Source organism: Gordonia sp. JH63 (assembly GCF_009856645.1).
In the GTDB taxonomy this organism is placed as follows: domain Bacteria; phylum Actinomycetota; class Actinomycetes; order Mycobacteriales; family Mycobacteriaceae; genus Gordonia; species Gordonia hongkongensis.
Window position 1 is genome coordinate 636062 of the sequence record NZ_CP047235.1, and the last position, 21946, is coordinate 658007.

Annotated in this window: 22 protein-coding genes; 10 read left to right on the forward strand and 12 right to left on the reverse strand. The window is 67.6% G+C overall.

Going from position 1 to position 21946, the window contains the following annotated elements; genetic code table 11:
- The first annotated feature begins 44 nt into the window (after positions 1-44).
- Together GR168_RS02870 and GR168_RS02875 are read left to right on the forward strand one after the other, a co-directional pair.
- Positions 45-2126, forward strand: a complete 2082-nt coding sequence (locus GR168_RS02870; protein WP_159369959.1) for a DUF6541 family protein — start codon at positions 45-47, stop codon at positions 2124-2126.
- 322 nt (positions 2127-2448) lie between these two features.
- Positions 2449-3318 (forward strand): hydrolase, encoded by an 870-nt coding sequence (locus GR168_RS02875; protein ID WP_159369960.1) that lies wholly within the window; start codon positions 2449-2451, stop codon positions 3316-3318.
- On the opposite strand, the gene galE is transcribed toward GR168_RS02875, so the two are convergent.
- The gene (gene galE / locus GR168_RS02880) at positions 3303-4322 is read right to left on the reverse strand and encodes a UDP-glucose 4-epimerase GalE (RefSeq protein ID WP_159369961.1); all 1020 of its coding nucleotides are present in this window, start codon (positions 4320-4322) and stop codon (positions 3303-3305) included. The genes GR168_RS02875 and galE overlap by 16 nt on opposite strands.
- A 346-nt stretch (positions 4323-4668) precedes the next feature.
- Complete coding sequence (rfbB, locus tag GR168_RS02885; RefSeq protein WP_159369962.1) at positions 4669-5673, reverse strand: dTDP-glucose 4,6-dehydratase; 1005 nt, start codon at positions 5671-5673, stop codon at positions 4669-4671.
- Between the two features lie 130 nt (positions 5674-5803).
- Between rfbB and rfbA the strand changes: the two genes are divergently transcribed.
- Both rfbA and rfbC read left to right on the forward strand, forming a co-directional pair.
- A complete protein-coding gene (rfbA, locus tag GR168_RS02890) occupies positions 5804-6679 on the forward strand; it encodes a glucose-1-phosphate thymidylyltransferase RfbA (protein ID WP_159369963.1) in 876 nt (291 codons plus the stop codon).
- A 52-nt stretch (positions 6680-6731) separates the two neighbouring features.
- The gene (gene rfbC, locus GR168_RS02895; protein ID WP_137808614.1) at positions 6732-7349 is read left to right on the forward strand and encodes a dTDP-4-dehydrorhamnose 3,5-epimerase; all 618 of its coding nucleotides are present in this window, start codon (positions 6732-6734) and stop codon (positions 7347-7349) included.
- 57 nt (positions 7350-7406) lie between these two features.
- Here rfbC and GR168_RS02900 read toward each other — a convergent pair whose 3' ends face one another.
- The 3 genes from GR168_RS02900 to GR168_RS02910 all read right to left on the reverse strand — a co-directional run bounded on the left by GR168_RS02900 (position 7407) and on the right by GR168_RS02910 (position 9826).
- Positions 7407-8201, reverse strand: a complete 795-nt coding sequence (locus GR168_RS02900) for an ABC transporter permease (protein ID WP_137808613.1) — start codon at positions 8199-8201, stop codon at positions 7407-7409.
- An 8-nt stretch (positions 8202-8209) separates the two neighbouring features.
- On the reverse strand, positions 8210-9151 hold the full coding sequence (locus GR168_RS02905) for an ATP-binding cassette domain-containing protein (RefSeq protein WP_159369964.1): 942 nt from the start codon (positions 9149-9151) through the stop codon (positions 8210-8212).
- 132 nt (positions 9152-9283) lie between these two features.
- Positions 9284-9826 (reverse strand): EXLDI protein, encoded by a 543-nt coding sequence (locus GR168_RS02910; RefSeq protein WP_068970632.1) that lies wholly within the window; start codon positions 9824-9826, stop codon positions 9284-9286.
- A 126-nt stretch (positions 9827-9952) separates the two neighbouring features.
- Here GR168_RS02910 and GR168_RS02915 point away from each other — a divergent pair, with 126 nt between their 5' ends.
- A complete protein-coding gene (locus GR168_RS02915) occupies positions 9953-10684 on the forward strand; it encodes a hypothetical protein (protein ID WP_238995006.1) in 732 nt (243 codons plus the stop codon).
- Here GR168_RS02915 and GR168_RS02920 read toward each other — a convergent pair.
- Together GR168_RS02920 and GR168_RS02925 are read right to left on the reverse strand one after the other, a co-directional pair.
- Entirely contained in the window at positions 10681-11034 is a 354-nt protein-coding gene (locus GR168_RS02920) for a DUF2304 domain-containing protein (RefSeq protein ID WP_058251385.1), read from the reverse strand. The genes GR168_RS02915 and GR168_RS02920 overlap by 4 nt on opposite strands.
- A gap of 7 nt (positions 11035-11041) precedes the next feature.
- Positions 11042-11743, reverse strand: coding sequence for a glycosyltransferase family 2 protein (locus GR168_RS02925; RefSeq protein ID WP_065630497.1), 702 nt, complete (start codon positions 11741-11743; stop codon positions 11042-11044).
- Positions 11744-11834: 91 nt separating this feature from the next.
- Here GR168_RS02925 and GR168_RS02930 point away from each other — a divergent pair, with 91 nt between their 5' ends.
- A complete protein-coding gene (locus tag GR168_RS02930) occupies positions 11835-12689 on the forward strand; it encodes a glycosyltransferase family 2 protein (protein WP_159369966.1) in 855 nt (284 codons plus the stop codon).
- Between the two features lie 333 nt (positions 12690-13022).
- Here GR168_RS02930 and GR168_RS02935 read toward each other — a convergent pair whose 3' ends face one another.
- Both GR168_RS02935 and GR168_RS02940 read right to left on the reverse strand, forming a co-directional pair.
- Positions 13023-14300 (reverse strand): polysaccharide biosynthesis protein, encoded by a 1278-nt coding sequence (locus tag GR168_RS02935; protein ID WP_137808609.1) that lies wholly within the window; start codon positions 14298-14300, stop codon positions 13023-13025.
- Between the two features lie 8 nt (positions 14301-14308).
- Positions 14309-15676 (reverse strand): M1 family metallopeptidase, encoded by a 1368-nt coding sequence (locus GR168_RS02940; RefSeq protein ID WP_137808608.1) that lies wholly within the window; start codon positions 15674-15676, stop codon positions 14309-14311.
- 222 nt (positions 15677-15898) lie between these two features.
- Between GR168_RS02940 and GR168_RS02945 the strand changes: the two genes are divergently transcribed.
- On the forward strand, positions 15899-16324 hold the full coding sequence (locus tag GR168_RS02945; protein WP_058251379.1) for a DoxX family protein: 426 nt from the start codon (positions 15899-15901) through the stop codon (positions 16322-16324).
- Positions 16325-16328: 4 nt separating this feature from the next.
- Here the strand turns inward: GR168_RS02945 and GR168_RS02950 are convergent, their stop codons facing one another.
- Positions 16329-16910 carry a hypothetical protein gene (locus GR168_RS02950; protein ID WP_171011523.1) on the reverse strand — a complete coding sequence of 194 codons (582 nt, stop codon included), beginning with the start codon at positions 16908-16910 and terminating at the stop codon, positions 16329-16331.
- Positions 16911-17039: 129 nt separating this feature from the next.
- Here GR168_RS02950 and GR168_RS02955 point away from each other — a divergent pair, with 129 nt between their 5' ends.
- Entirely contained in the window at positions 17040-17534 is a 495-nt protein-coding gene (locus tag GR168_RS02955) for a DUF5709 domain-containing protein (protein ID WP_058251378.1), read from the forward strand.
- On the opposite strand, the gene GR168_RS02960 is transcribed toward GR168_RS02955, so the two are convergent.
- On the reverse strand, positions 17531-18382 hold the full coding sequence (locus tag GR168_RS02960; RefSeq protein WP_159369967.1) for a Clp protease N-terminal domain-containing protein: 852 nt from the start codon (positions 18380-18382) through the stop codon (positions 17531-17533). The genes GR168_RS02955 and GR168_RS02960 overlap by 4 nt on opposite strands.
- 171 nt (positions 18383-18553) lie before the next feature.
- Here GR168_RS02960 and egtB point away from each other — a divergent pair, with 171 nt between their 5' ends.
- A complete protein-coding gene (gene egtB / locus GR168_RS02965) occupies positions 18554-19867 on the forward strand; it encodes an ergothioneine biosynthesis protein EgtB (RefSeq protein ID WP_159369968.1) in 1314 nt (437 codons plus the stop codon).
- Complete coding sequence (gene egtD, locus GR168_RS02970) at positions 19864-20853, forward strand: L-histidine N(alpha)-methyltransferase (RefSeq protein ID WP_159369969.1); 990 nt, start codon at positions 19864-19866, stop codon at positions 20851-20853. The genes egtB and egtD overlap by 4 nt, the downstream gene beginning before the upstream one ends.
- On the opposite strand, the gene GR168_RS02975 is transcribed toward egtD, so the two are convergent.
- The gene (locus GR168_RS02975; protein ID WP_159369970.1) at positions 20834-21898 is read right to left on the reverse strand and encodes an LLM class flavin-dependent oxidoreductase; all 1065 of its coding nucleotides are present in this window, start codon (positions 21896-21898) and stop codon (positions 20834-20836) included. The two genes, egtD and GR168_RS02975, sit on opposite strands and share 20 nt — an antisense overlap.
- Positions 21899-21946 lie beyond the last annotated feature (48 nt).

Sequence of the window (21946 nt, forward strand, 5' to 3'; positions counted from 1 at the left end):
GTGCGACGGGGAGTGCAGCGGGCGAGTGTGGAAAGGCGCAGACGATGATGCTGGGAGCATGGGTCGTCGTCGTGACCGCGCTCGTGCTCATCCTGCCCGGCGCGTTCGTCGGCCGACGGATGAACCTCCCGTGGCCGGTCGCGCTGGCCGCCGGTCCGCCCATCACGTTCGCCCTGGTCTCGATCCTGACGGTGCTGTACTCCGTCGTCGGCTTCGAGTGGAATGCCGTCTCGGCCCTGGTGGGTCTGGTCTTCGCGGTCGGCGGTGCCTGGGTCTACTCGGCACTGCTGCTCACCCGCTGGGGTCAGCGGCTGGCGCCGGTACCCGACGCCGACGGCGAATCCCGCGTGGGACGGACCGCGGTGGTGAGGGTCGCCGCCGGGCTCGGACTCGGTGGACTCGTCATCGCCGTCACCTGTATCCGGCCGATCGCGACGACCGCATTCGCCGGTCTCGGCAACATCTCGCAGGTGTGGGATTCGTTGTGGCACGCCAGTTCGCTGCGCTGGATCCACGAGACGGGCGTCGGCTCGGCCATGCGGATGGGCGAGCTGATGAACTACGACACCCAGGGGTTCAACTACTACCCGAACACCTGGCATGCGCTGGGTGCGTTGCTGTTCCCGCTGACCGGTACCGACCCGGTCGAGCTCTACAACACGTATTCGCCCGCCGTGCTGGCGATCACCGTTCCGCTCGGTGTCGCGTCGCTGGCCTACTGGTTCGCGCGGCACCGCTACGACGTCGACTCGTCGGCTCTCATCGCCGGTACCGCGGGTGCGCTGAGCGCGCTGTTCCCGTCCCTGCCCTACGTCGAGGTCCAGCTGACCTCGGTGCCGAACGCGGTCGGCGTGAGCCTGGCGCCGGTCGCCGCCGTCCTCGTGATGAGCGTGGTGTCGGACAGATCGCGTGTGCTGCCGGCCGCGCTGGCCGTGGCCGGTGTGACCGCCACCCACCCCTCCGGCCTGATCGTCGTCGGCGTGATCGTCGGCCTCTGGTGGCTGTGCGAGGGTCTGTGGCGTCCGGTCGCCGGTCGCCTGCGCGATCTCGCGACGCTGGCCGTCACGGCGGTGGTGACGCTGGTCCTCATCGCACCCGTCATCCTGGGCACCATCCGGGTCGCCGACACCAACGAACTCCCGTTCTTCGACTTCCGTGAGGAGACGATCGGCGTCCTCGACGGGCTCGTCAAGGGCGCGTTCAACGGGACGATCCCGCTTGAGCTCGACCACTTCCCGGTGTGGCCGCTGATCGTCGTCACCCTGCTCGGGCTGATCGCGCTCGTACGGCTGCGATGCTGGGCCGGACTGGTCGCATGGTTCGTGTTCGCCCTGGTGACCGCCAACGCGATGGTGTCCCTAGGGCCGCTGTCGTACCCGCTCGGGGCGATCGGCGGCTACTTCTACAACTCACCCCACCGGCTCACGTTCGTGGTCGCGATCCTCTCGGCCGCGGCGGCCGGCGTCGCGATCGGGGTTCTCGCGCTCGGCGTCGCGGGTCTGGTCCGACGCCGCGTGGCATCGGAACCGGCCGACGGTCAGAAACCGGCCGAGGCGACTTCGGGGAAGGCGCGCTGGGTGGTGGCCGCGACATACGTGGTGTTGCTGGGTCTGATCGCCGGAGCCGCCGTCGTGCGTTATCCGCCGAACGCGCAGATCGCGTCGAAGGAGCGGGGCGGCAAGTATGTCGGGCCCGACGATCTCGCCGCCTACGAGTGGCTCGCCGCGCAGCCCGACGCCCAGGACGTCCTGGTCCTCAACAACCTCGACCAGGGCACCGGCTGGCTGTACCCGGTCACCGGGGTCACCCCGATGTTCCCCTTCTACCGGGCCAACGAGTTCTCCGAGCGGCAGCGCGACCTGTTCTGGGGTGTGTCGGAGATCGGCGCCGACCCGGACATCGACCAGATCGTGCGAGACATGAACGTGCACTACGTGATCGACTCGCCGCCGAGTTACTGGGAGTTCCAGCGCGGCATGCCCGACCCCGCCCGTGGTCACCAGGGCGACCCCTTCCTGGCGTTGCGTCAGAACGGCGCTCCCGGATTGACCGAGGTGTTCCGCCGCGGCGACGCGGTGGTCTACCGCGTCAACGACCTCGTCTACCCGCCGCCGCCCGCGCCCTGAGTGTCTCCGCTCCTTAGTAACTGCGGCCCGGCGGTCGTGGGCCACGAAAGACCAATCCTGGGCGACTGAACTCATGCTCCCTGAGGTGCGAGCGAAGCGAGCCACGAAGGGCTCCGCAACGTGTCTCACCAGGCCCTTCGTGGCTCGTCGCTATCGCTCCTCACACCTCAGGGAGCAATGGGGTCGCTTCTTTCGGATTAGAGGGAGCAGGGGGGCCGCGTCTCGCTCCTCGGAGGAGCAGTGGGGCCGCGTCTCGCTCCTCACGGAGCGGGGGGCGGCCATTCACCCCGTTCGACGCACGAGCACGGGCTAGCGTCGGGACATGCGGCCCTGGATGTGTGTGTTCTGCGCCAACGAGTTCCCGCCGGGCGAGACGCCGCCCGCGATGTGTCCGATCTGCGACGACGACCGGCAGTGGCTTCCGGTCAGCGGGCCCAGCTGGACCCGCCTCGACGAGACCGCTGACAACGCGCTGACCGCCCACGAACTGGAGCCCGGTCTGACCGCGCTGACGGTGCAACCCTCCGTGGGGATCGGGCAGCGTGCCCTGCTCGTCGCGACTCCCGACGGGAACATCCTCTGGGAACCGCCGGGTTTCCTCGGGCCGTCCCTCGTCGACTGGCTAAAGCAGCACGGCGGGGTCGCCGCCATCGCCGCGAGCCATCCGCATCTGGTGGGCGCGAGCGTCTCGCTCAGTCACCGATTCGGTCGAGTTCCGGTGTATTACAACGACTCCGACCGGCGATGGGTCACCCGCCCCGACCCCGTCGTGACCTTCTGGTCGGACACCACCGAGGTCCTCGGCGGGGTGCGACTCGTCCAGTGCGGCGGTCATTTCCCCGGCAGCGCGGTACTACACCTTCCCGACGCCGCCGACGGCCGGGGTGCGGTGCTGACCGGCGACACCATCAAGGGCGTGATGCAGCCCGGCATGGTGACCTTCATGCGCAGCTACCCGAACATGATCCCGCTGTCACCGCGGCTCGTCCGCCACATCGTCGACCGGGTGAACGAACTTCGGTTCGACCGGCTCTACGACGCGTTCGGTGTCGTCGTGGCCGAGAACGCCTGGGACGTGGTGGACAGTTCGGCGCGGCGCTACATCGGCTGGGTCACCGACTCGATCGTCGATCCCGACGATCCGCACGCGCCGGCCCGAGGACCTGCCGGTTCGAGTCAGGCGTCCGGGTAGCCCTTCGGGTTGCCCGACTGCCAGCGCCAGGTGTCGGCGCACATGTCGTCGATTGTCTTGGCGGCGTGCCAGTTCAAGTCGTCGTTCGCCCGGGTCGGATCGGCGTAGGACGCGGCGATGTCGCCGGCCCGCCGCGGGGCGACCTCGTAGGGGATGGGGCGCCCACTGGCCTTCTCGAACGCGTGCACGACCTCCAAGACCGAAACCCCTTGCCCCGTACCGAGATTCCAGGTCGACATGCCGGTCTCGCCGGTGCTGATGCGGTCGAGGGCCGCGACGTGGCCGGCGGCCAGGTCGTCGACGTGGATGTAGTCGCGCACGCCGGTGCCGTCGGGGGTGTCGTAGTCGTCGCCGAAGACCGCCAGCTTCTCGCGCCGGCCGACCGCGACCTGCGCGACGAACGGCATCAGGTTGTTCGGAATGCCCGACGGGTCCTCGCCGATCTGCCCGCTCGGATGCGCGCCGACCGGATTGAAGTACCGCAGTGCCGCGATGCGCCACACGTCCGAACTGGCGGCGACATCGCGTAGGATCTGCTCGATCATCACCTTGGTCCAGCCGTACGGGTTGGTCGCCGACGTCGGCAGATCCTCGGTCATCGGCAACTGTGGCTCGGCGCCGTAGACCGTTGCCGACGACGAGAACACCAGCGTGTGCACGTCGTGGCGCTCCATCGCGCGGAGCAGTGCGAACGTGGTGCCGAGGTTGTTCTGGTAGTAGTCGAGCGGCTTGGCCACCGACTCGCCGACCGCCTTGAACCCCGCGAAGTGGATGACGGCGTCGATGTCCTCGTGGGCGAAGAAGTGTTCGGTCTTGTCGACGTCGGCGAGGTCGAAGGCGTGGACGGGGATGGAACGGTCGGTCAGTGCCTCGAGCCGGCCGACGACGGCCGGCTTGGCGTTGCTGAAGTCGTCGACGATGACGACGTCGTGTCCGGCCGAGACCAATTGGATGACGGTGTGCGAGCCGATGTAGCCCGCTCCTCCGCTCACGAGTACGCGCATGAGGACCACCGTAAGTGGCGACCCTGGGAATGGGCCAAGTGGACCGCATGGAGGTCACCAGGTGGCTTCGACTCGGCGCCTCGCTTCGCTCGGGGCCGGCTCAACCAGCGGAGGGGCCGGCTCAACAAGCGGAGGGGCCGGCCCAACCAGGGGAGTGGCGGGTCGACCAGCGGAGGGGCCGGCTCAATTAGGGGAGTGGCGGGTCGACCAGCGGAGTGGCCGGCTCAATTAGGGGAGTGGCGGGTCGACCAGCGGAGTGGCGGGTCAACCAGCGGAGGTGTCGGCTCAACCGGTGGAGTGGCGGCTCAACGAGCGGAGGGGCCGGCTCGATCAGCGGAGGTGCCGGTCAGCCGGTGACGCGTTCGGTGGTGGCGTACTTCTGTTCGACAGCTTCTTTGGCGGGTTGCCACCAGCCGGGGTGGTCGCGGTACCAGTCGATGGTGGCGGCGAGGCCGGCGCGGAAGTCGAGGTAGGAGGGGGTCCAGCCGAGTTCGGTGCGCAGGCGGGTGGAGTCGATGGCGTAGCGGCGGTCGTGGCCGGGGCGGTCGGTGACGAAGTCGAAGGCGTCGGCGGGCTGGTCGAGGAGTTCGAGGATGGTTTCCACGACGGTGCGGTTGTCGACCTCGCCGTCGGCGCCGATGAGGTAGGTTTCGCCGATCTGGCCGCGGTCGATGATGGTCCACACGGCGTCGTTGTGGTCGTCGACGTGGATCCAGTCCCGGACGTTGCGGCCGTCGCCGTAGAGCTTGGGTCGCACCCCGGAGAGCACGTTGGTGATCTGGCGGGGGATGAACTTCTCGATGTGCTGGTACGGGCCGTAGTTGTTGGAGCAGTTGGAGATGGTGGCGGCCACGCCGAAGGAGCGGACCCAGGCGCGCACGAGCAGGTCGCTGCCGGCTTTGGTCGAGGAGTAGGGGCTCGACGGGTTGTAGGCGGTCTGTTCGGTGAAGCGGGCCGGGTCGTCTAGATCGAGGTCGCCGTAGACCTCGTCGGTGCTGATGTGGTGGTAGCGCACCTGGTGGGCGCGGACGGCTTCGAGCAGGGTGTAGGTGCCCACGAGGTTGGTGGAGACGAACGCCGACGGGTCGGCCAGGGAGTTGTCGTTGTGGGATTCGGCGGCGAAGTGCACGACGAGGTCTGCTTCGGCGACGAGTCGGCCGACCAGGGCGGCGTCGGTGATGTCGCCCTCGATGAGTTCGACGCGGTCGGCGACCGGGGCGAGGGTGTCGGGGTTGGCGGCGTAGGTGAGTTTGTCCAGGACCCGGATCGAGACGTCGGGGCGGGTCGTCAGGGTGCGCAGCACGAAGTTGGCGCCGATGAACCCGGCACCCCCGGTCACGAGAACACGCACGCGCGGCGCCTTTCGTCGAGGTCGATGGTCGCAGTCACTCTACCGAGCAGCTGACCTGCTCGCCTCGGGTGAGCGCAGCGGTGCGACTCGCGTGCCGTCGCGAAAGGCCGCGGGCATTACCCTGATCGCCATGAAAGGGATCATCCTGGCCGGCGGTACGGGCACGCGGCTGCACCCCATCACGCAGGGGGTGAGCAAGCAACTCGTCCCGGTCTACGACAAGCCGATGATCTATTACCCACTGTCGACGCTCATGCTGGCCGGGATCCGCGACATCCTGATCATCACCACCCCGCACGACGCCCCGGCCTTCGAGAACCTGCTCGGCAACGGCGACCAGTTCGGCATCGACCTGACCTACAAGACCCAGCCCTCCCCGGACGGACTCGCACAGGCCTTCGTCCTCGGCGCCGACCACATCGGTACCGACTCGGTTGCTCTCGTCCTCGGCGACAACATCTTCTACGGCCCCGGACTCGGCAGCCGGTTGCAGGGTTTCGAGAACGTCGACGGCGGTGCGGTGTTCGCCTACTGGGTGGCCAACCCGGAGGCCTACGGCGTGGTCGACTTCGACGCCGACGGCACCGCCATCTCACTGGAAGAGAAACCGGCACAACCGAAGTCGAACTTCGCGGTGCCCGGCCTGTACTTCTACGACAACGACGTCGTCGACATCGCCCGCACCCTGCGCCCCAGCTCCCGCGGCGAGTACGAGATCACCGACGTCAACGCCCACTACCTCGACCGCGGCAAACTGTCGGTCACCGTCCTGCCGCGCGGCACGGCGTGGCTCGACACCGGCACCTTCGACAGCCTCCTGGACGCCGGCAACTTCGTCCGCACCGTCGAACAACGCCAGGGACTCAAAATCGCTGTCCCAGAAGAGATCGCGTGGCGGCAAGGCTATCTCTCCGACGAGGAGTTGCGGGCTCGTGCCGACAAACTCCGCAAGTCGGGTTACGGTGACTACCTGCTCGAACTGTTGCAGCGGGGCAAGGGTTTCTGAGCGCCGCCCCCGAGGCGCATGTCCGACGACCGACTCTGGGAAAGGTGTCCGCATGAAGGTCCGCCCGCTCGCCATCGACGGAGCGTGGGAGTTCACCCCGGTCCAACACGGCGATGCCCGTGGGTTGTTCGCCGAGGCGTTCAAGGCCGACGTGATCGGCGAGACCATCGGCCACCGCTTCGACCTCGCGCAGGTGAATCTCTCGGTGTCCGCGGCCGGCGTGCTGCGCGGCGTGCACTTCGCCGACGTCCCGCCCGGACAGGCGAAATACGTCACCTGCCCCACCGGCGCGATTCTCGACGTCATCGTCGACATCCGCGTCGGCTCACCCACTTTCGGTACCTACGACACCGTCCTGCTCGACGACGTGGATCGTCGTGCGGTCTACCTGTCCGAGGGTCTCGGCCACGCATTCTGCGCGCTCGCCGACAACTCGACCGTGACCTACCTCTGCTCCACCGGATACAACCCGACGGGTGAACACGGCATCAACCCGCTCGATCCGGAACTGGGTATCGAATGGCCGACGCACGCCCGGGACGGTTCACCGCTGGAGTTCGAACTCTCGCCGAAGGACACCGCGGCACCGGGGCTCACCGAGGCGCGTGAGTCGGGTCTGCTGCCGAACCACGACGAGGTGGCCGACTTCCTGGGTTCGCTGCGGGATTGAGGCGCGAACGCCGAAACGTGCACGGCGCGAGCCGTACACGTCGCGGGGCGGGAAGCGTCAGCCGGTAGTGGATCGCCGAAACGCGGTGACCGCCCAGAAGTAGCCGACCACCAGGAACACCACGCACCATCCCAGCGCCCACGGCCAGCGATCACTGATGTCGAGACCCATGAGGAGTCCGCGCAGCGTGTCGGCGATGGGACTGAACGGCTGGTACTCGGCGAACTGGCGGACACCGTTGGGCATGCTGTCGGTCGGGACCAGCCCACTGCCCAGATAGGGCAGGAACAGCAGCGGCAGCGGCATGTTGCTCGCACTCTCCGGATTCGGCGCGACGACGCCCATGGCAACCGCGATCCACACGAGGCCGGCCGTCAGTAGCAGGAGCAATCCGCCGGCCGCGAACCAGTCGAGAAGGCTTGCGTCGGCACGGAAGCCCATCGCGAACGCGACCGCGAGCAGAAAGCAGACCGCGACCCCACCTTGGATGAGGGCGCCGACGAAGTGTCCGGCCAGGATCGCTGTCGGCGGAGTGGCCAGTGATCGCAACCGATTGATGATGCCCTCGGTGACGTCCTGATTGACCGAGACCGCAACCGCCACCGTCAGGAACGACGGCACGAAGAGCAGTAGGCCGGGGAGAAGATAGTTGATGTACTTGCCTTCTAGCGGTCCGTCCGCGGCGAGTGCGCTCTCGATGGCACCGCCGAAGAAGTAGGTCATCATCAGCAGGATCACGACCGGCATCGCAATCGTGGAGAACATCATGGTGGGGTATCGCCGTAGCCGGATCAGGTTGCGGCGCACCATCACCGCGGAGTCGGACAGGGTGTGGTCGAGCGTGGTGGTCATGACTTCTCCTAGTTGGCGGTGGTAGCGGCGGTGCGGCCGGTGATGGTGAGGAAGACGTCGTCGAGATCCGGTGTGTGGACCGAGATCCCGGCAGCGTCGATCCGGGCGTCGTCGAGGGTGGCGAGCACGCCGCGGACAGCGCCGATCCCGGCGCCACCGGGGACGGCGAGGGTGTTCTCGCCCGGGGTGTCGACCGCCGAGGGGAACTGCGACCGCGCCCGTTCGAGGTCGTCGGCGTTCGTGAAGTCGATCCGGATGTATCCGCCCGGCACGAGACGCTTCAGTTCGGCCGCCGTCCCCTCGGCCACGATGCGGCCGCGGTCGAGCACAGCGATCCGGTCCGCGAGGTGATCCGCTTCCTCGAGGTACTGCGTGGTGAGGAAGATGGTGGTGCCGCCGGCGACGAGACCGCGGACGGTGTCCCAGACCGCGCGGCGGGACCGTGGATCGAGTCCGGTCGTCGGCTCGTCGAGAAAGATGATCGACGGTTCGCCCACCAAAGTCATGGCCAGGTCGAGGCGCCTGGTCATACCGCCGGAGTATTCGGCGACCCGACGGTCCGCGGCGTCGGTGAGGTCGAAGTCGCGCAGCAACCGGTCGACCCGTTCGCGGGTCGCCGCTTTCGAGAGATGTCGCAGGCGGGCGACCATGGTGAGGTTCTCCCGCCCGGTCAGCAACGTGTCGACGGCGGCGAACTGCCCGGTCAGGCCGATCTGCGCGCAGATCTCGGCGCGGTCGGTCCGCGGATCGAGTCCGGCGACCTCCACCTCACCAGCGTCCTGTTGCGACAACGTGGACAGAATCTTCACGGTGGTCGTCTTCCCGGAGCCGTTGGGTCCGAGCAGGGCGACCACCGTGCCCGCCGGTACGTCGAGATCGATACCGTCGAGGACGGTGTGGTCGCCGAAGGACTTCGTGAGTCCGGAGGCGCGGATGGCGGTTGTTGTCATGATCGTGCTCCCAGTGGTTGATGGATCAATAAATAAACTCATGCGCATATATGCATGTGTGGGTAGACGACCGTCCCTGATGGACGTCGCCGGGAAGTACTCGGTGGTTCTAGCGGTGCGGTCGGGTGGGGTTCACACGTCCAGGTCTTCGACCTCGGGTCGGAGGGCGGCGGCGGTACGTGCGTAGAAGCGTTCGGGGACAAGCGGTTTGAGCTGGTCGGGAGAGTCGACGATGTCGACGCGGTAGTCACCCCAGTCGGGTAGATCGGCGGTGAACAGGCTGCGGACACTGGGAAGGCCGGTCAGGTCTTTCAGCCAGTTACCGGTCTTCTGGCGATGTGTCACCCCGTAGTTCGCCCAGTCGACGTGGTGGACCGCGAGGACGATCTTGCCGGTCCGCCCTTCGTATGCGGTCAATTTGGTTGCATTGCCGGTGGTTTCGTCGTACTCGGTCTCCTCGGCGAGGAGTCTGCCGAAGAACCGTTTACGACGCACTCCGTCGGGACCGTCGCGCAGGACGACCTCGTCGTAGCCGGCGTCGCGGTAGTCGGCCGCCCGCACGTACGCGCGAAGTGCCTCCACGACTGCGCCGGAGAGATTGCCTCCCGACACCTGTTGAGCGCGTTCGAGGACTTTGAGGTCCTCGTCAGAGACGTAGATGGTCTTGTTGGGCATGCGGTAATTATATGTAGATGTATACTTAGACACAAGGGATTGGTGAAACTGCATCCGAGAGGGCAGTCCGGAAGGGTGACGGCTCCGAATCGTTCAGTAAGCTGAGCGATGGGAGGTGGCGAGCAGATGCTCACTGGAGTGATCGGAAATTCGGCGATCATGGCCGCGATAGGGCTGGGGATGATCGCGTTGACCGCGTGTGTGTTCCGCCTGAGGCGGTCGGGTGGGGCCGTCACCTGGTTGGTGGTCCTGCTCGGCGTGGCACTGACATTCGACAACGTGGCGGTTGCCGTAGGCCGGATGGTCGGCTTCGGTGACCTCCTGTACGCGATCAACCTGCCGCGCTTCTGGATTCACGGGCTGTTGACTCCGCTGATCGTGGTCGCCGCGGTCGTGCTCGCCTGGCGTCTGGGGGTGCGGTGGAGTCGCCCGGTGGTCGTGGTCGGGGCCGTTCTCGTCGCCGCATTGGTGGTCGTCGGGATCGTCGAGTGCTTCGTGGCGCTGGAGCTGACGCCGGCGACCGACGGTGATGCGCTGCGGTACGCCAACGCCGCCGCGGCCGGCCCGCCGGTCCCCGCACTGGGCACCGTGCTGATCCTCATCGCGATCGGGATGACCGCGTGGCGTCAGGTGCGGTCGTTCTGGCTGTTGCTCGGCTCGGTGACGATGCTGGTCACCGCGGCCGCAGGCACGTCGGTTCTCTGGCTCGGCAACTTCGGTGAGCTGGTGTTGTACGCCTCCATCGTCGCCACCATGTTCCAGGTGGCCGCGGCCGAAAGCCGTTCCGCCGCCGAAGGTGCGAACGATCGGCTGGAGTCGGGGAGGGCCGCGGCGCAGTCGATGACGGTCCGGAGCTAGTCGCCCGTTCCGGAATGGTTCTCGCGCTCCGCGTCCTGCAGCGCGATCGCGCGGGCCAGCCGCGCGTACTTGACCTCCAGGTCGCGGAACCGCAGATACGTCGACACCGTCGTGAAGGCGAATGCGATGACCAGCAGGAACAGGACCAGGTCGAGGCCGCGTTGGATGCCGATCTTGTTGGCCACCCATGTGACGTCGTCCTGCCGCAGCATCGCGTAGAGGCCGAAGCCGATGAACGCGACGAACAGCAGCTTCACGCCTGCCGACGCGCGGGCCGTGCCCCGGTTCACCACGAAGAACCCGACGAGCGCGACCAGACCGAGGATCGCGAGGATCTGGAACCAGATCATCGTGGCATCACTTCCTCATCCGGGTGTGGAACAGGCCGTCGGCGACGATGTTGACCCCGTTGATCAGCGACTGTCCCTTCGCCCGCGAGTAGTCGGTGTAGAGGATCGTCACCGGTTGTTCGGCCACCCGCCACCGGTGGTGATCGATGAGCGCGATGAACTCCGACGCGTGGCTCATCCCGCTCATGAGCAGGTCGAGCTGATCGGCCACGGTCTTGTTGAACGCCCGAAGTCCGTTGTGCGCGTCTGACAATCCGAGGCGACGAGTGCGCGGGCTCAGGAACACGATGGTGCGCAACGCCATCCGGCGCAGGATCGGAACCGATTCGCTGCGACCGTCGGCGAAGCGGGTCCCGACGATGATGTCGACCGGCTCGCGTCGTAAGCGCTCGATCATGGCCGACACGTCGTCGACCCGGTGCTGTCCGTCGGCGTCGAAGGTCACGAAGAACCGTGCCCCCGGCCGGCGACGCGCGTACTCGACGCCGGTCTGGATCGCGGCGCCCTGACCGAGGTTCACCGGGTGCCGAACCAGATGCACCCCGGCGGCCCGGATCTCCTCGGCCGAGTTGTCCGAGCTGCCGTCGTCGACGCAGACGATGTTGGGAAACGTCTCGCGGGCCTTGGCCGCCACCTCGCGGATCACCTGGCCCTCGTTGAAAACGGGTACCACCAGCCACACGTCGGCGTTGGTACTGGGGTCGGCCATGGTCAACAACCCTAACCCGCTTCCGCGCGGGGTCTGCCGCCCGGCACGCCTCGGGGGCCTCGTGGTGATCGGACCTGGTTAGTCTTGTGCGGTGACGATCGACGTGATGATGCCGTTCTACGGCGACGTCGCCCAGTTCCGGCAAGCCGTCACCAGTGTGCTCGACCAAGACGACCCGGACCTTCGGCTCGTCGTCGTCGACGACTGCTACCCGGATCCGACGCCGCGGCAATGGCTGGAGTCGCTCGGCGACGCCCGGGTCCAGTACCTCCGCAACGAGACCAACCTCGGTGTGAACGGGAACTTCCGGCGCTGCGTCGAGCTGGTCACCGCCGACTGGTTCGTGGTCATGGGGTGCGACGACGTGATGCACCGCGCCTACCTCGCCACCGTCCGTACGATGACCCGCCACCATCCCGACGCCGCGGTCATCGCGCCCGGCGTCGACGTCATCGACGAGAACGGGCAACCGGTCACGCCGCTCGGCGACCGGATCAAGTCGGTTCTCGCGCCGCCGCGGGCGACCGTGCTGTCCGGGGAACGGTTGGCCACCTCGCTGTACCACGGAAACTGGACCTATTTCCCGTCCCTGTTGTGGCGGACCGCCGCCGTCCGTGAGGTCGGGTTCCGGCCCGGACTCGAGATCGTCCTCGATCTCGCACTCCTCGTCGACCTCGCGAGTGCCGGCGGATCGCTGGTCTACGACCCCGAGGTGGTCTTCTCCTACCGCAGGCACCGCGCCTCGGTGAGTTCCGTGCAGGCCGTCGACGGTCGGCGGTTCGCCGAGGAAAACCGATTCTTCGCCGACGAAGCGCAGCGTTGCGAGGCGCACGGCTGGCCGAAGGCGGCACGCGCCGCCAGGTGGCACGCGACGTCGAGGCTGAACCACCTCTCGGCTCGCGTCGGGGCGGGGGTCGGCCGGTTGCGGGGTTCGGCCGGGAGCTAGGAGCGCCCCCGCTCCTCGAGGTGCGTGTGAAGCGAGCCCAACCCCTGCTCCCTGAGGTGCGGGCGAAGCGAGCTTAACCCCTGCTCCCTGAGGTGCGAGCGAAGCGAGCTTAACCCCTGCTCCCTGAGGTGCGAGCGAAGCGAGCCTCGAAGGGCTCGTAGCGCGCCTCACCAGCCCTTCGAGGCTCGTCGCTTGCGCTCCTCGCACCTCAGGGAGCAGGGGTTATGCGGTTCTTTCGGTCAACGACGGCCGCGAGGCCGCAGGTACTGAGGAGCGAGCTTGCGAGCCGACCCCATGCTCCCTGAGGAGCGAGCTTGCGAGCGTCACGAAGGGTCAGGCCCGCAGCACCCCGACGAGATGAACGCCGAGGCCGACCAGGGGTCCGACGACGAGGGCGACGCAGGTCCGGGTCGCGACGTCGAGCGGCAGCAACAACATCGCGATCGCGACCAGGGTCGACACCCACCATCCGGCCGCGTGCCAGCGGTGGGCGCCCGCGGCGATCGCGGCGGCGCCGGTCACCGTCAGCAGTGCCAGGCACGTCGCGCCGAGCGTCAGCAGCGCCACAACCACACCGTCGAGATCGAAGTCGGCGCCGAACACCGATCGCAACAGCCACGGGCCCACCAGCCACGCGGCCAGTACCCCCACGCCACCGACCGCGGCGACGATCCCGAGGGGAGCACCCAGCGCGCCGAGGCGACGGTCCCGGCGGTCGACGAACCTCGAGATCAGCACACCCTGAAAGCTGTTGAGCGGCACCAGTAGCGGCGCGCGGGTCAGGGTGACGGCGAGGATCAGCGCGCCGATTGTCCGGACTTCGTCGGCGTCGGGGCCGCCACGCAGGTCGGTGGTCAGGTTGATGAGAACGGGAAAACCCATGACGAGGACGGCGCTCGCGGCGGCGGCGGCCATCGCGGTCAGGGTGTTGCCCGTCAGACGTCGGGGCGCGACGTCGCCGGCGACGCCGATGGCACGGCGGGCCGAGGCCGACACCACGAGCAGCAGGCACCACGACACCGACCCGACGACGGTGACGACCAGGAACGCGGTGACGCCCCAGCCGGCCGCGACCGCGACACCGGCACCAGCGAGCCGGATCAGCGCGTCGACCGACAGCAGCACCGCGAACGACGACCAGTCCAGCCGCCCCGACAACGCTCCGCACAGGTGCGCGTACACCGCGAAGCTCGCCACGCCGACGGCGAGCAGCAGCACCGACAGGCCGCGATCCGCGGTGAACACCCGTGAGCTCCACAACGGTGACGTCGCGACGACCAGAACGGCCAGGCCGAGCCCGATGCCCGCATTGACCAGCAACGGGCGCGACCGTGCGAGCCCCTCCGATGCGGCGGTCCGGACCGCCCGCGTCGTCTCCTGCAGTTGCCCGTTCTGCGCCCCGGTCACCAGGCCGTAGGCGGCCCAGAACACGGCGAACACGCCGTAACCGACGGCCCCGAGATGCCTGGCCGCCAAGAGCAGGACGACATACCCCGACGCGGCCGCGACGATCGTCGCCATCGTGACCCGGCCCAGTGACCGTGCGTCGGTGTCGCCTGGCGGACTGGCCGAACCGGCGTCCGGACCCGGCGTCGTCGGATCGGTCGTCATCGAACGGTTCAGGAAGGACCCGGGAACGGCGGCAACTCGGGCGTGAACAGCCAGTCGTCCCAGAGATCCTTGAGCGGCTTCGACGAGTGGGTGGCGGCGAGCGCCATGAAGTCCTCGGTGGTCACCGAGCCGTACCGATACTTGTCGGTCCACCGCTGCAGCAGCGCGAAGAAGTCGCCGTCACCGATGGTCAGCCGCAGTGCGTGCAGGGTGAGTGCGCCGCGTTTGTAGATCCAGTCGTCGAACATCTTGCGCGGACCGGGATCGGTGAGTGGCACACGCACCGGCGACGATTCGAGTTTCGCGTAGTAGTGACGCGCCCATTCGTCGGCGCTGCGGCCGCCCGAGTGCTGACTCCACAGCCACTCGGCGTAACAGGCGAAACCCTCGTGGAGCCAGATGTCGCGCCAGCGGGCCGCGGTCACCGAGTTGCCGAACCACTGATGCGCGAGCTCGTGGGCGATCAACCGCTCCGCGTGCCGGCTGCCGTCGCAGTGATTGGCCCCGAAGGTGGAGAAACTCTGTGCCTCGATGGGGATCTCGAGTTCGTCGTCGGTGACCACGACGGTGTACTGGGGGAACGGATACGGCCCGAACATCTCGACGAACGCGGACATCATCTCGGTCTGCTGACCGAAATCGACCCCGAAGTTCTCCTCGAGTCGCGAGGGGACGAGGCCCGAGACCGGAATCGGTTTGGACGCCAACGAGATCTGCTTGTACTGACCGATCTGGATCGACGCCAGGTAGGTGGGCATCGGTTCCACCTGCTCGTAGACCCAGGTGGTCTGCGCGGCGCGGACCCGCTTGGACTCCAGGACGCCGTTGGCGAGCGCGTGATACGGGCTGTCGGTGGTGATCGAGATCCGGTACGGCGCCTTGGCGCTCGGGTGGTCGTCGCAGGGGAACCACGACGCCGCCCCGTTGGGCTGGTTCGCACAGAGCGAGCCGTCGGTCAGTTCCTCCCAACCGACCTCACCCCACGGGCCGCGGATCGGATGCGGACTGCCGTGGTATCGGACGGTGACGGTCATCGCCCCGCCCGGGGGGAGTGGAGTGTCGGGGGTGATGGTCAGCTTGTGCCGACGATGCGAATAGCGGGCGCGCTTGTCGTTGACCGACACCCGTTGCACCGACAGCGAGCTCGCCAGGTCGAGGGTGAAACGCTTGAGCTCGGCATACGACGTCGCGGTCAGGATCGCGGTGCCCTCGAGTCGATTGCTCGACACCTTGTACTCGAGTTCCAGATCGTATCGAGAGATGCGATAGCCCAGATTGCCGTTGTCGGGCAGATATGTATCGAGGACGTCGGCGGGTGCCCCCAGCACGGGTTGCCCGGAGTTGCCACGTGAACCCAGCCCAGACTTTCCCGGCACTCTCGACTCCTACTCCGTTCTGCCCCGGCGGGCTGACGTGCGGCGGCGCGCCTCGACGAGTCGCGTCGGCGACGCGCTGCGACCGGTCACGAAGCGGTTGCGGTTCGGTGGTGACGTCTCGATTCGGCTGTTCACCCGCGACGGGGCGATGCTGTCCCGGACACTGAGAGAGTACCTGGCGGCGGCACAGCCGGCCCGCCCGATCGATTCGAGGAGTGCGGAATGAGCGGATTCGGTAGTGTGGCGCAGTTTCTCGCGCGCCTGATACTCGGCATCATCTTCATCGCCCACGGGTGGCAGAAGCTGGTCACCCAGGGTATGGACGCCACCAAGGCGGCATTCGGCCCGGCCGGCATGGACATCCCCTACCCAGAGCTCGCCGCGTACTACGCGACATGGGTCGAGCTGATCGGCGGCATCCTGCTGATCCTCGGACTGCTGCTGCCCATCGTCGCGACCCTGCTGATCGCCGATATGATCGGCGCGATCGTGTTCGTGCACTGGGACGCCGGGTTCTGGAACATGGACGGCGGTTACGAGTGGCCGCTCGCGCTGATCGCGGGCCTGCTGGCCGTCGGCTACACCTCGGCCGGCCGGATGGGCGCCGACAGCTACATCATGCGACGCCGACGCCGAGACGTCGTCTGACGGCTCACACCAGAGCCAGACCGTCGATGGTGGTCGCGCTCGCCGGGGCGCCGCCACCATCGGCCAACCTATCGACCAGGCGCGTGAGCAGTTCTCGCTCCTCGTCGGCGTGACGGAGTCCGACTCCGTCGATGAGTCCCGGCGAGATCAGCGCGAGGGGATCGGTGTCGTGCCGGTGGACCACCGCCGCGCCGAGCAGACGTTGCGCCTGGGCGGGATCGGACTCCCAGAGCGCGTCGGCGGTCAGCAGGTACAACCGGACGGCCGGCGAATAGTCGTGCAGGTGCACGAGCGCCCAAGCCCAGTGCTTCGCGACGTCGACCGTGTCGGCTTCGGCGCGCCCGTGCGTGCGCACGTACTTGCCGTGCAGTTCACGACACAGGTGGCTGGCGTCGGACCACAGCATGAGATGGGACATGCAGCGGACGCAGTCGTGCAGATTGGACAGATACATCACCGAATACGGTCCCTCGCGGCGCGATCTGATCTCGCGGAGCACGGAGAACTCGGCCAGCGCGTGGTCGTATTCACCGGCCGAGAGCAGCGCCCGGGCCTCGGCCTGCATTTCCTCGATCACCCTCGACATTGTCGCCGATCCGGCACGCCGGCATCGGCGATTCGGCCGAACCGGGTGAGCGCGACCGACAGCGGTCGGCCACGTCGCGCCATCGGGTCGTCCTGGCAGGACTCCCGGCGGGCTGGCATCGTGGCAAGGATGAAGGACGACATCGGTAGCACCCCGGAGGGTTCGGACGGCGAGTACAGCCTGGACGAGGACGACCAACTGCAGCCGGAGGACACTCTGGACGACCGCGGCGTCGACGACGTCCTCGACGAGGGGTACTCACCGCCCGACTATGCGCCCAAGGGCGCCGTCCACGGGCTGACCTCTCGCGAGCAGGCCGAGGGCGAGACGCTCGACGAGCGGCTGGCCGAAGAGGAACCCGACGTCGGAGCGGTCGATCCGCTCGACGAGATCACCGCCGAGGAACGTGCGCGGACCGACTGGCGCGCACACGATTCCGATCGTGACGACGAGTTCGAGGAAGACGACGAGGTCGGGGACCGCCGCGCCGGACGTCTCATCGCCCCGGACGCCGGATCGGGTATCGACACCGAGTCGGACGCCGTCGCCGAGGACGCCGGGATCGACGGCGCCGGAGCCTCCGCGGAAGAGGCTGCGGTGCACTACATCTCCGATTCGGACTAGTCGGTCTGACCCGGCCCGCTCCCTTCGCTCCCGGCGCCGGCTTGATTCGGCCCGCTCGCTTCGCTCCCGGGGCCGGCTTGATTCGGCCCGCTCGCTTCGCTCCCGGCGCCGGGCTGCTCCAATACCTGCGCCAGCATCGCGACGATGGTCGAGCGGACGGCATCGGCCGTGAGACCCAGCCCGCTCATCGCCTCGGCGAGCGTTGCATCGACGAAGAAGCCGAGCAGGAGATGCTCCGTGCCGATGTAGTTGTGCCCGAGATCGAGGGCGGCAGCGACGGTCGACTCCAGGACCGACTTCGACGCGTCGTCGTAGGGCACCACGCTCGTTGCTTCGTCGTCGGCGATGTCCCGCGGTGCCGGGAGCAGTGGCGCGATGGCTGCACGCCAGGCGTCGGCGTCGATACCGGAGTCCCGCAGCACATGGAACACGAGGGACTTCGGTTCGACCGTGAGGGCCTGCGCGATGTGGGCCGGGGTCACGTGCTCGGCACGGCCCGCGGCCGCTGCCGCGTTCGCGGCCATCAGTACGTTCGCGGCCCGGGGCGTGAAACGCGAGAACGGGTTGTCCGCGCCGGGTGCATTGTTCTCGCCTGCGGACGACACGCGGTCGACGAACCGCTTCTGAGCGGCCTGTTTGCTCACGCCCATGCTGGTGCCGATCGCGGTCCACGATGCTCCCGAGCGGCGGGCCTGGTCGACGAAGTGACCGATCAGGCTGTCGGCGATGTCGCCCAGGTGCTGCGCGGCGACCACCGCGTCGGAGAGTTGGTCCAGCGGGTCGTCGTGGACCTTGCGGATGGCATGGATCAGGTCGTCGAGGCGGATGGAGACTGAATTCTGGGGCATGCGTCAACCGTAGGTTGACGAGTCGATCGCGTCAACCCCGAGTTGACGACGACACGTCGAGGCCGATAAGAGCCTGTGCGTTGACAGGAACGGCAAGCGTCATGACGATGGATGCGGAGATCGGCGAAGTCGTCGCCGGCCGCTCCAGGCTTTGCCACGGGAGGTTATCCAGTGAGCATCACCGAACCGTCGGTTCGTCCCCAGTCCACAGACACCCGGTCCGCCGAGAGCCCGCCGGCGAACGGTGTCGTCACCGATGTCGCGCGTCGCTACCTCGACGTCCGCGCCCTGACCGACACGCTGTCCGAACGGCTTTCGCCCGAGGACCAGACACCGCAGTCGATGACCGAGGCGAGCCCGGCGAAATGGCACCGGGCGCACGTCACCTGGTTCTTCGAGGAGTTCATCCTGCGGCGTGACCCCGCGTACAAGGTCTACGACGACACGTTCCGGTACCTGTTCAACAGCTACTACGAGGCTGTGGGAGAACGGCATCCACGACCTGATCGCGGTCTCGTCACGCGGCCGGGTGTCCGCGATGTGACCCGCTACCGCGAGCATGTCGACGCCGCGATGGTGGATCTCCTCGAGCGCGGCGACCTCGACGAGGCCGCACTCGAACTCGTCGAACTCGGCTTCAATCACGAACAGCAGCACCAAGAGCTGCTGCTCATGGACATCAAGCATCTCTTCTCCACCAATACGTTCGGGCCGGTGTACATCGATCGCGAACCCGACGAACCGGGCATCGCGAAAGCGTTGGGCTGGCGGCAGTTCGAGGGCGGCGTCAACGAGATCGGCGCGTTGGGCAGCGGATTCTCCTACGACAACGAGGGCCCCCGGCACCGGGTGTATCTCGAGGACTTCGAGATAGCCGACCGCGCGGTCACCAACGCCGACTGGCTGGAGTTCATGGCCGACGACGGTTACCGGCGCGCCGAATTCTGGTTGTCCGACGGGTGGGCGACCATCCGCCAGACCGGATGGGACGCACCGGGATACTGGCGCGACGAGACCGGTGCGCGCTCCACCGACCCGTCGGACTGGACGACGTACACCCTGTCCGGCCGGCGGCAGATCGTGCCCGACGAGCCCGTCCTGCACGTCTCGTTCTACGAGGCCGACGCCTACGCCCGCTGGGCGGGGGCCCGGTTGCCCACCGAATTCGAGTGGGAGATCGCTGCCGGCTCACTGGGTACCGAGCGCGGGACACTCCTCGATCCGGACCGATGTCATCCCGGCCGCGTCGGTGCGGCGATGATCGGGGATGTGTGGGAGTGGACGGCCAGTGCGTACCTGCCCTATCCCGGCTTCGTGCCCGCCAACGGCGCGGTGGGTGAATACAACGGCAAGTTCATGTCCGACCAGCATGTGCTGCGTGGGGCGAGCGCGGTGACGCCTGTGGGTCACGAACGACTGACGTACCGGAACTTCTTCCCGGCGCCGTCGCGCTGGGTCTTCTCAGGACTCCGGCTGGCCCGATGAGCCTCGACAGCGACGCACCGGTGGCGGCGACCACCGGGGACACGGCCATCGGGGGCCTTGCCGCAGACGCACTCTCGGGATTGTGGCAGCAACCACCGGTCCTCCCGACGAAGTGGTTGTACGACGAGCGCGGCAGCAAGCTCTTCGACGAGATCACCCGTCTGCCCGAGTACTACCCCACCCGCCGCGAGACCGCGATCCTGCGCGCGCGGTCGGCCGAGATCGCCTCGACGACCCGTGCCGACGTCATCGTCGAACTGGGCTCGGGCACATCGACCAAGACGCGTCTGCTGCTCGACGCCTTCGTGGACGCGGCCGCCGACGGTGAGCGGCCGACCTACGTCCCCGTCGACATCAGCACCGAGATGCTCACGACGACAGCCGAAGTGCTCGCCGTCGACTATCCCGGGATCGACGTCGTCCCCGTGGTCGCCGACTTCACCGAGCCCGACCTGGATCTCCCGCCCGCCGACGGCCCGCGCCTCGCGGTGTTCCTCGGTGGCACGATCGGCAACTTCGATCCTGCTGCGCGCGCGGAGTTCTATCGTTCGATGGTCGGCTCGTTGTCCCCGGGTGACTACTTCCTCCTCGGTACCGACCTCGTCAAGGACACCGGACGGCTCGTCGCCGCCTACGACGACAGTGCCGGTGTGACCGCCGATTTCAACCGGAACATGATCGAGGTGCTCCGTGCCGGCCTCGACGCTCGCGGGCTCTACGCCGACGACTTCGAACACATCGCCCGCTGGAATCCGGGCGAGCACCGCGTCGAGATGTGGCTTCGCGCCCGGCGGGACGTCGACGCGTACTTCGGTGTGCTGGGCCGATCGTGGCGGGTGCCCGCGGGAACCGAGATCCACACCGAGATCAGCACCAAGTTCCAGCCCGGGGCGCTCGCGGAAGAACTCGAGTCGGCCGGACTGTCCGTCGTGTCGGCGTGGACGGATCCCGCAGGCGACTTCCAGCTCACCCTGACCCGACGCTGAGCAGTTCGCGCACCCGCGGGATGACCTGCGTTCCATAGAGTTCGACACTGCGCATGAGCTCGGGGTGGCCGAGTGTCCCGTGCGAATACTTCAGGTCGAATCGGCTCAGTCCCAGCGCTTGGACGGTCGACGCGATCTTGCGGGCAACGGTGTCGGGCGACCCGACGTAGAGCGAGCCGCCGGGTCCCGTCGACCGTTCGAACTCGATGCGGGTCGGCGGCGGCCAACCGCGTTCGCGACCGATGCGCCCGACGTACTCGCGGTAGTGCGGCCATAGGGCGTCGCGTGCCTGCGCGTCGGTGTCGGCGACATGTCCCGGTGAGTGCACGCCGACGGGCAATAGCGGCTTGTTCATCTCGCGCAGGGCGCGGTGATAGAGATCGACGTACGGCTTGAAGCGCAGCGGGTCGCCGCCGATGATGGCGAGCATGAGTGGCAGGCCGTACGACGCGGCACGTACCACCGACTCCGGGCTGCCGCCGACCGCGATCCACGTCGGCAGGGGAGGGTTCTCGAGTTCGGGGTAGACCGTCTGGGACTGCAGCGGACTGCGCGTGGAACCCGACCAGGAGACCGGTCGGCCGGTGCGCAGTTCGGCGAACAGGGCCAGCTTGTCGCTGAACAGTTCCTCGTAATCGGAGAGGTCGAAACCGAACAGCGGAAACGACTCGGTGAACGACCCGCGCCCGAGGATCACCTCGGCGCGACCCGACGACAACGCATCGACTGTCGAGAACCGCTGGAACACGCGGATCGGATCATCGGAACTCAGGACGGTGACGGCCGAACCGAGACGCATCCGGGTGGTGCGCGCCGCGATGGCGCCGAGTACGACCTCGGGTGCCGACACCGCGTAGTCGTCCCGGTGATGCTCACCGACACCGAGGAAGTCGACGCCGACCGTGTCGGCGAGGATGGCCTGCTCGAGCAGATCGCGCAGGGTCTGCGACCCCGAGCGCAATGTGCCGTCGGGTTCGGCGGTGATGTCCCCGAACGTGTCGAGACCGAGCTCGACCTTCTCGATACCTACCGGGTGAGATTCCATGTCGCCCTTCGCGAAGTTGTGATCGTGAGGGGCGAAATCGGAGGAATT

Bases quoted from the DNA above. Each gene is read 5' to 3' on its own strand.
- GR168_RS02945 (WP_058251379.1), top strand. From the start codon at position 15,899: ATGAGCGGATTCGGTAGTGTGGCGCAGTTTCTCGCGCGCCTGATACTC.
- GR168_RS02925 (WP_065630497.1), bottom strand. From the start codon at position 11,743: ATGGCCGACCCCAGTACCAACGCCGACGTGTGGCTGGTGGTACCCGTT.
- egtD (WP_159369969.1), top strand. From the start codon at position 19,864: ATGAGCCTCGACAGCGACGCACCGGTGGCGGCGACCACCGGGGACACG.
- GR168_RS02920 (WP_058251385.1), bottom strand. From the start codon at position 11,034: ATGATCTGGTTCCAGATCCTCGCGATCCTCGGTCTGGTCGCGCTCGTC.
- GR168_RS02900 (WP_137808613.1), bottom strand. From the start codon at position 8,201: ATGACCACCACGCTCGACCACACCCTGTCCGACTCCGCGGTGATGGTG.
- GR168_RS02910 (WP_068970632.1), bottom strand. From the start codon at position 9,826: ATGCCCAACAAGACCATCTACGTCTCTGACGAGGACCTCAAAGTCCTC.
- rfbC (WP_137808614.1), top strand. From the start codon at position 6,732: ATGAAGGTCCGCCCGCTCGCCATCGACGGAGCGTGGGAGTTCACCCCG.
- GR168_RS02950 (WP_171011523.1), bottom strand. From the start codon at position 16,910: ATGTCGAGGGTGATCGAGGAAATGCAGGCCGAGGCCCGGGCGCTGCTC.
- GR168_RS02905 (WP_159369964.1), bottom strand. From the start codon at position 9,151: ATGACAACAACCGCCATCCGCGCCTCCGGACTCACGAAGTCCTTCGGC.
- GR168_RS02955 (WP_058251378.1), top strand. From the start codon at position 17,040: ATGAAGGACGACATCGGTAGCACCCCGGAGGGTTCGGACGGCGAGTAC.
- galE (WP_159369961.1), bottom strand. From the start codon at position 4,322: ATGCGCGTACTCGTGAGCGGAGGAGCGGGCTACATCGGCTCGCACACC.
- GR168_RS02870 (WP_159369959.1), top strand. From the start codon at position 45: ATGATGCTGGGAGCATGGGTCGTCGTCGTGACCGCGCTCGTGCTCATC.
- GR168_RS02935 (WP_137808609.1), bottom strand. From the start codon at position 14,300: ATGACGACCGATCCGACGACGCCGGGTCCGGACGCCGGTTCGGCCAGT.
- GR168_RS02875 (WP_159369960.1), top strand. From the start codon at position 2,449: ATGCGGCCCTGGATGTGTGTGTTCTGCGCCAACGAGTTCCCGCCGGGC.
- rfbA (WP_159369963.1), top strand. From the start codon at position 5,804: ATGAAAGGGATCATCCTGGCCGGCGGTACGGGCACGCGGCTGCACCCC.
- GR168_RS02960 (WP_159369967.1), bottom strand. From the start codon at position 18,382: ATGCCCCAGAATTCAGTCTCCATCCGCCTCGACGACCTGATCCATGCC.
- GR168_RS02975 (WP_159369970.1), bottom strand. From the start codon at position 21,898: ATGGAATCTCACCCGGTAGGTATCGAGAAGGTCGAGCTCGGTCTCGAC.
- GR168_RS02915 (WP_238995006.1), top strand. From the start codon at position 9,953: ATGCTCACTGGAGTGATCGGAAATTCGGCGATCATGGCCGCGATAGGG.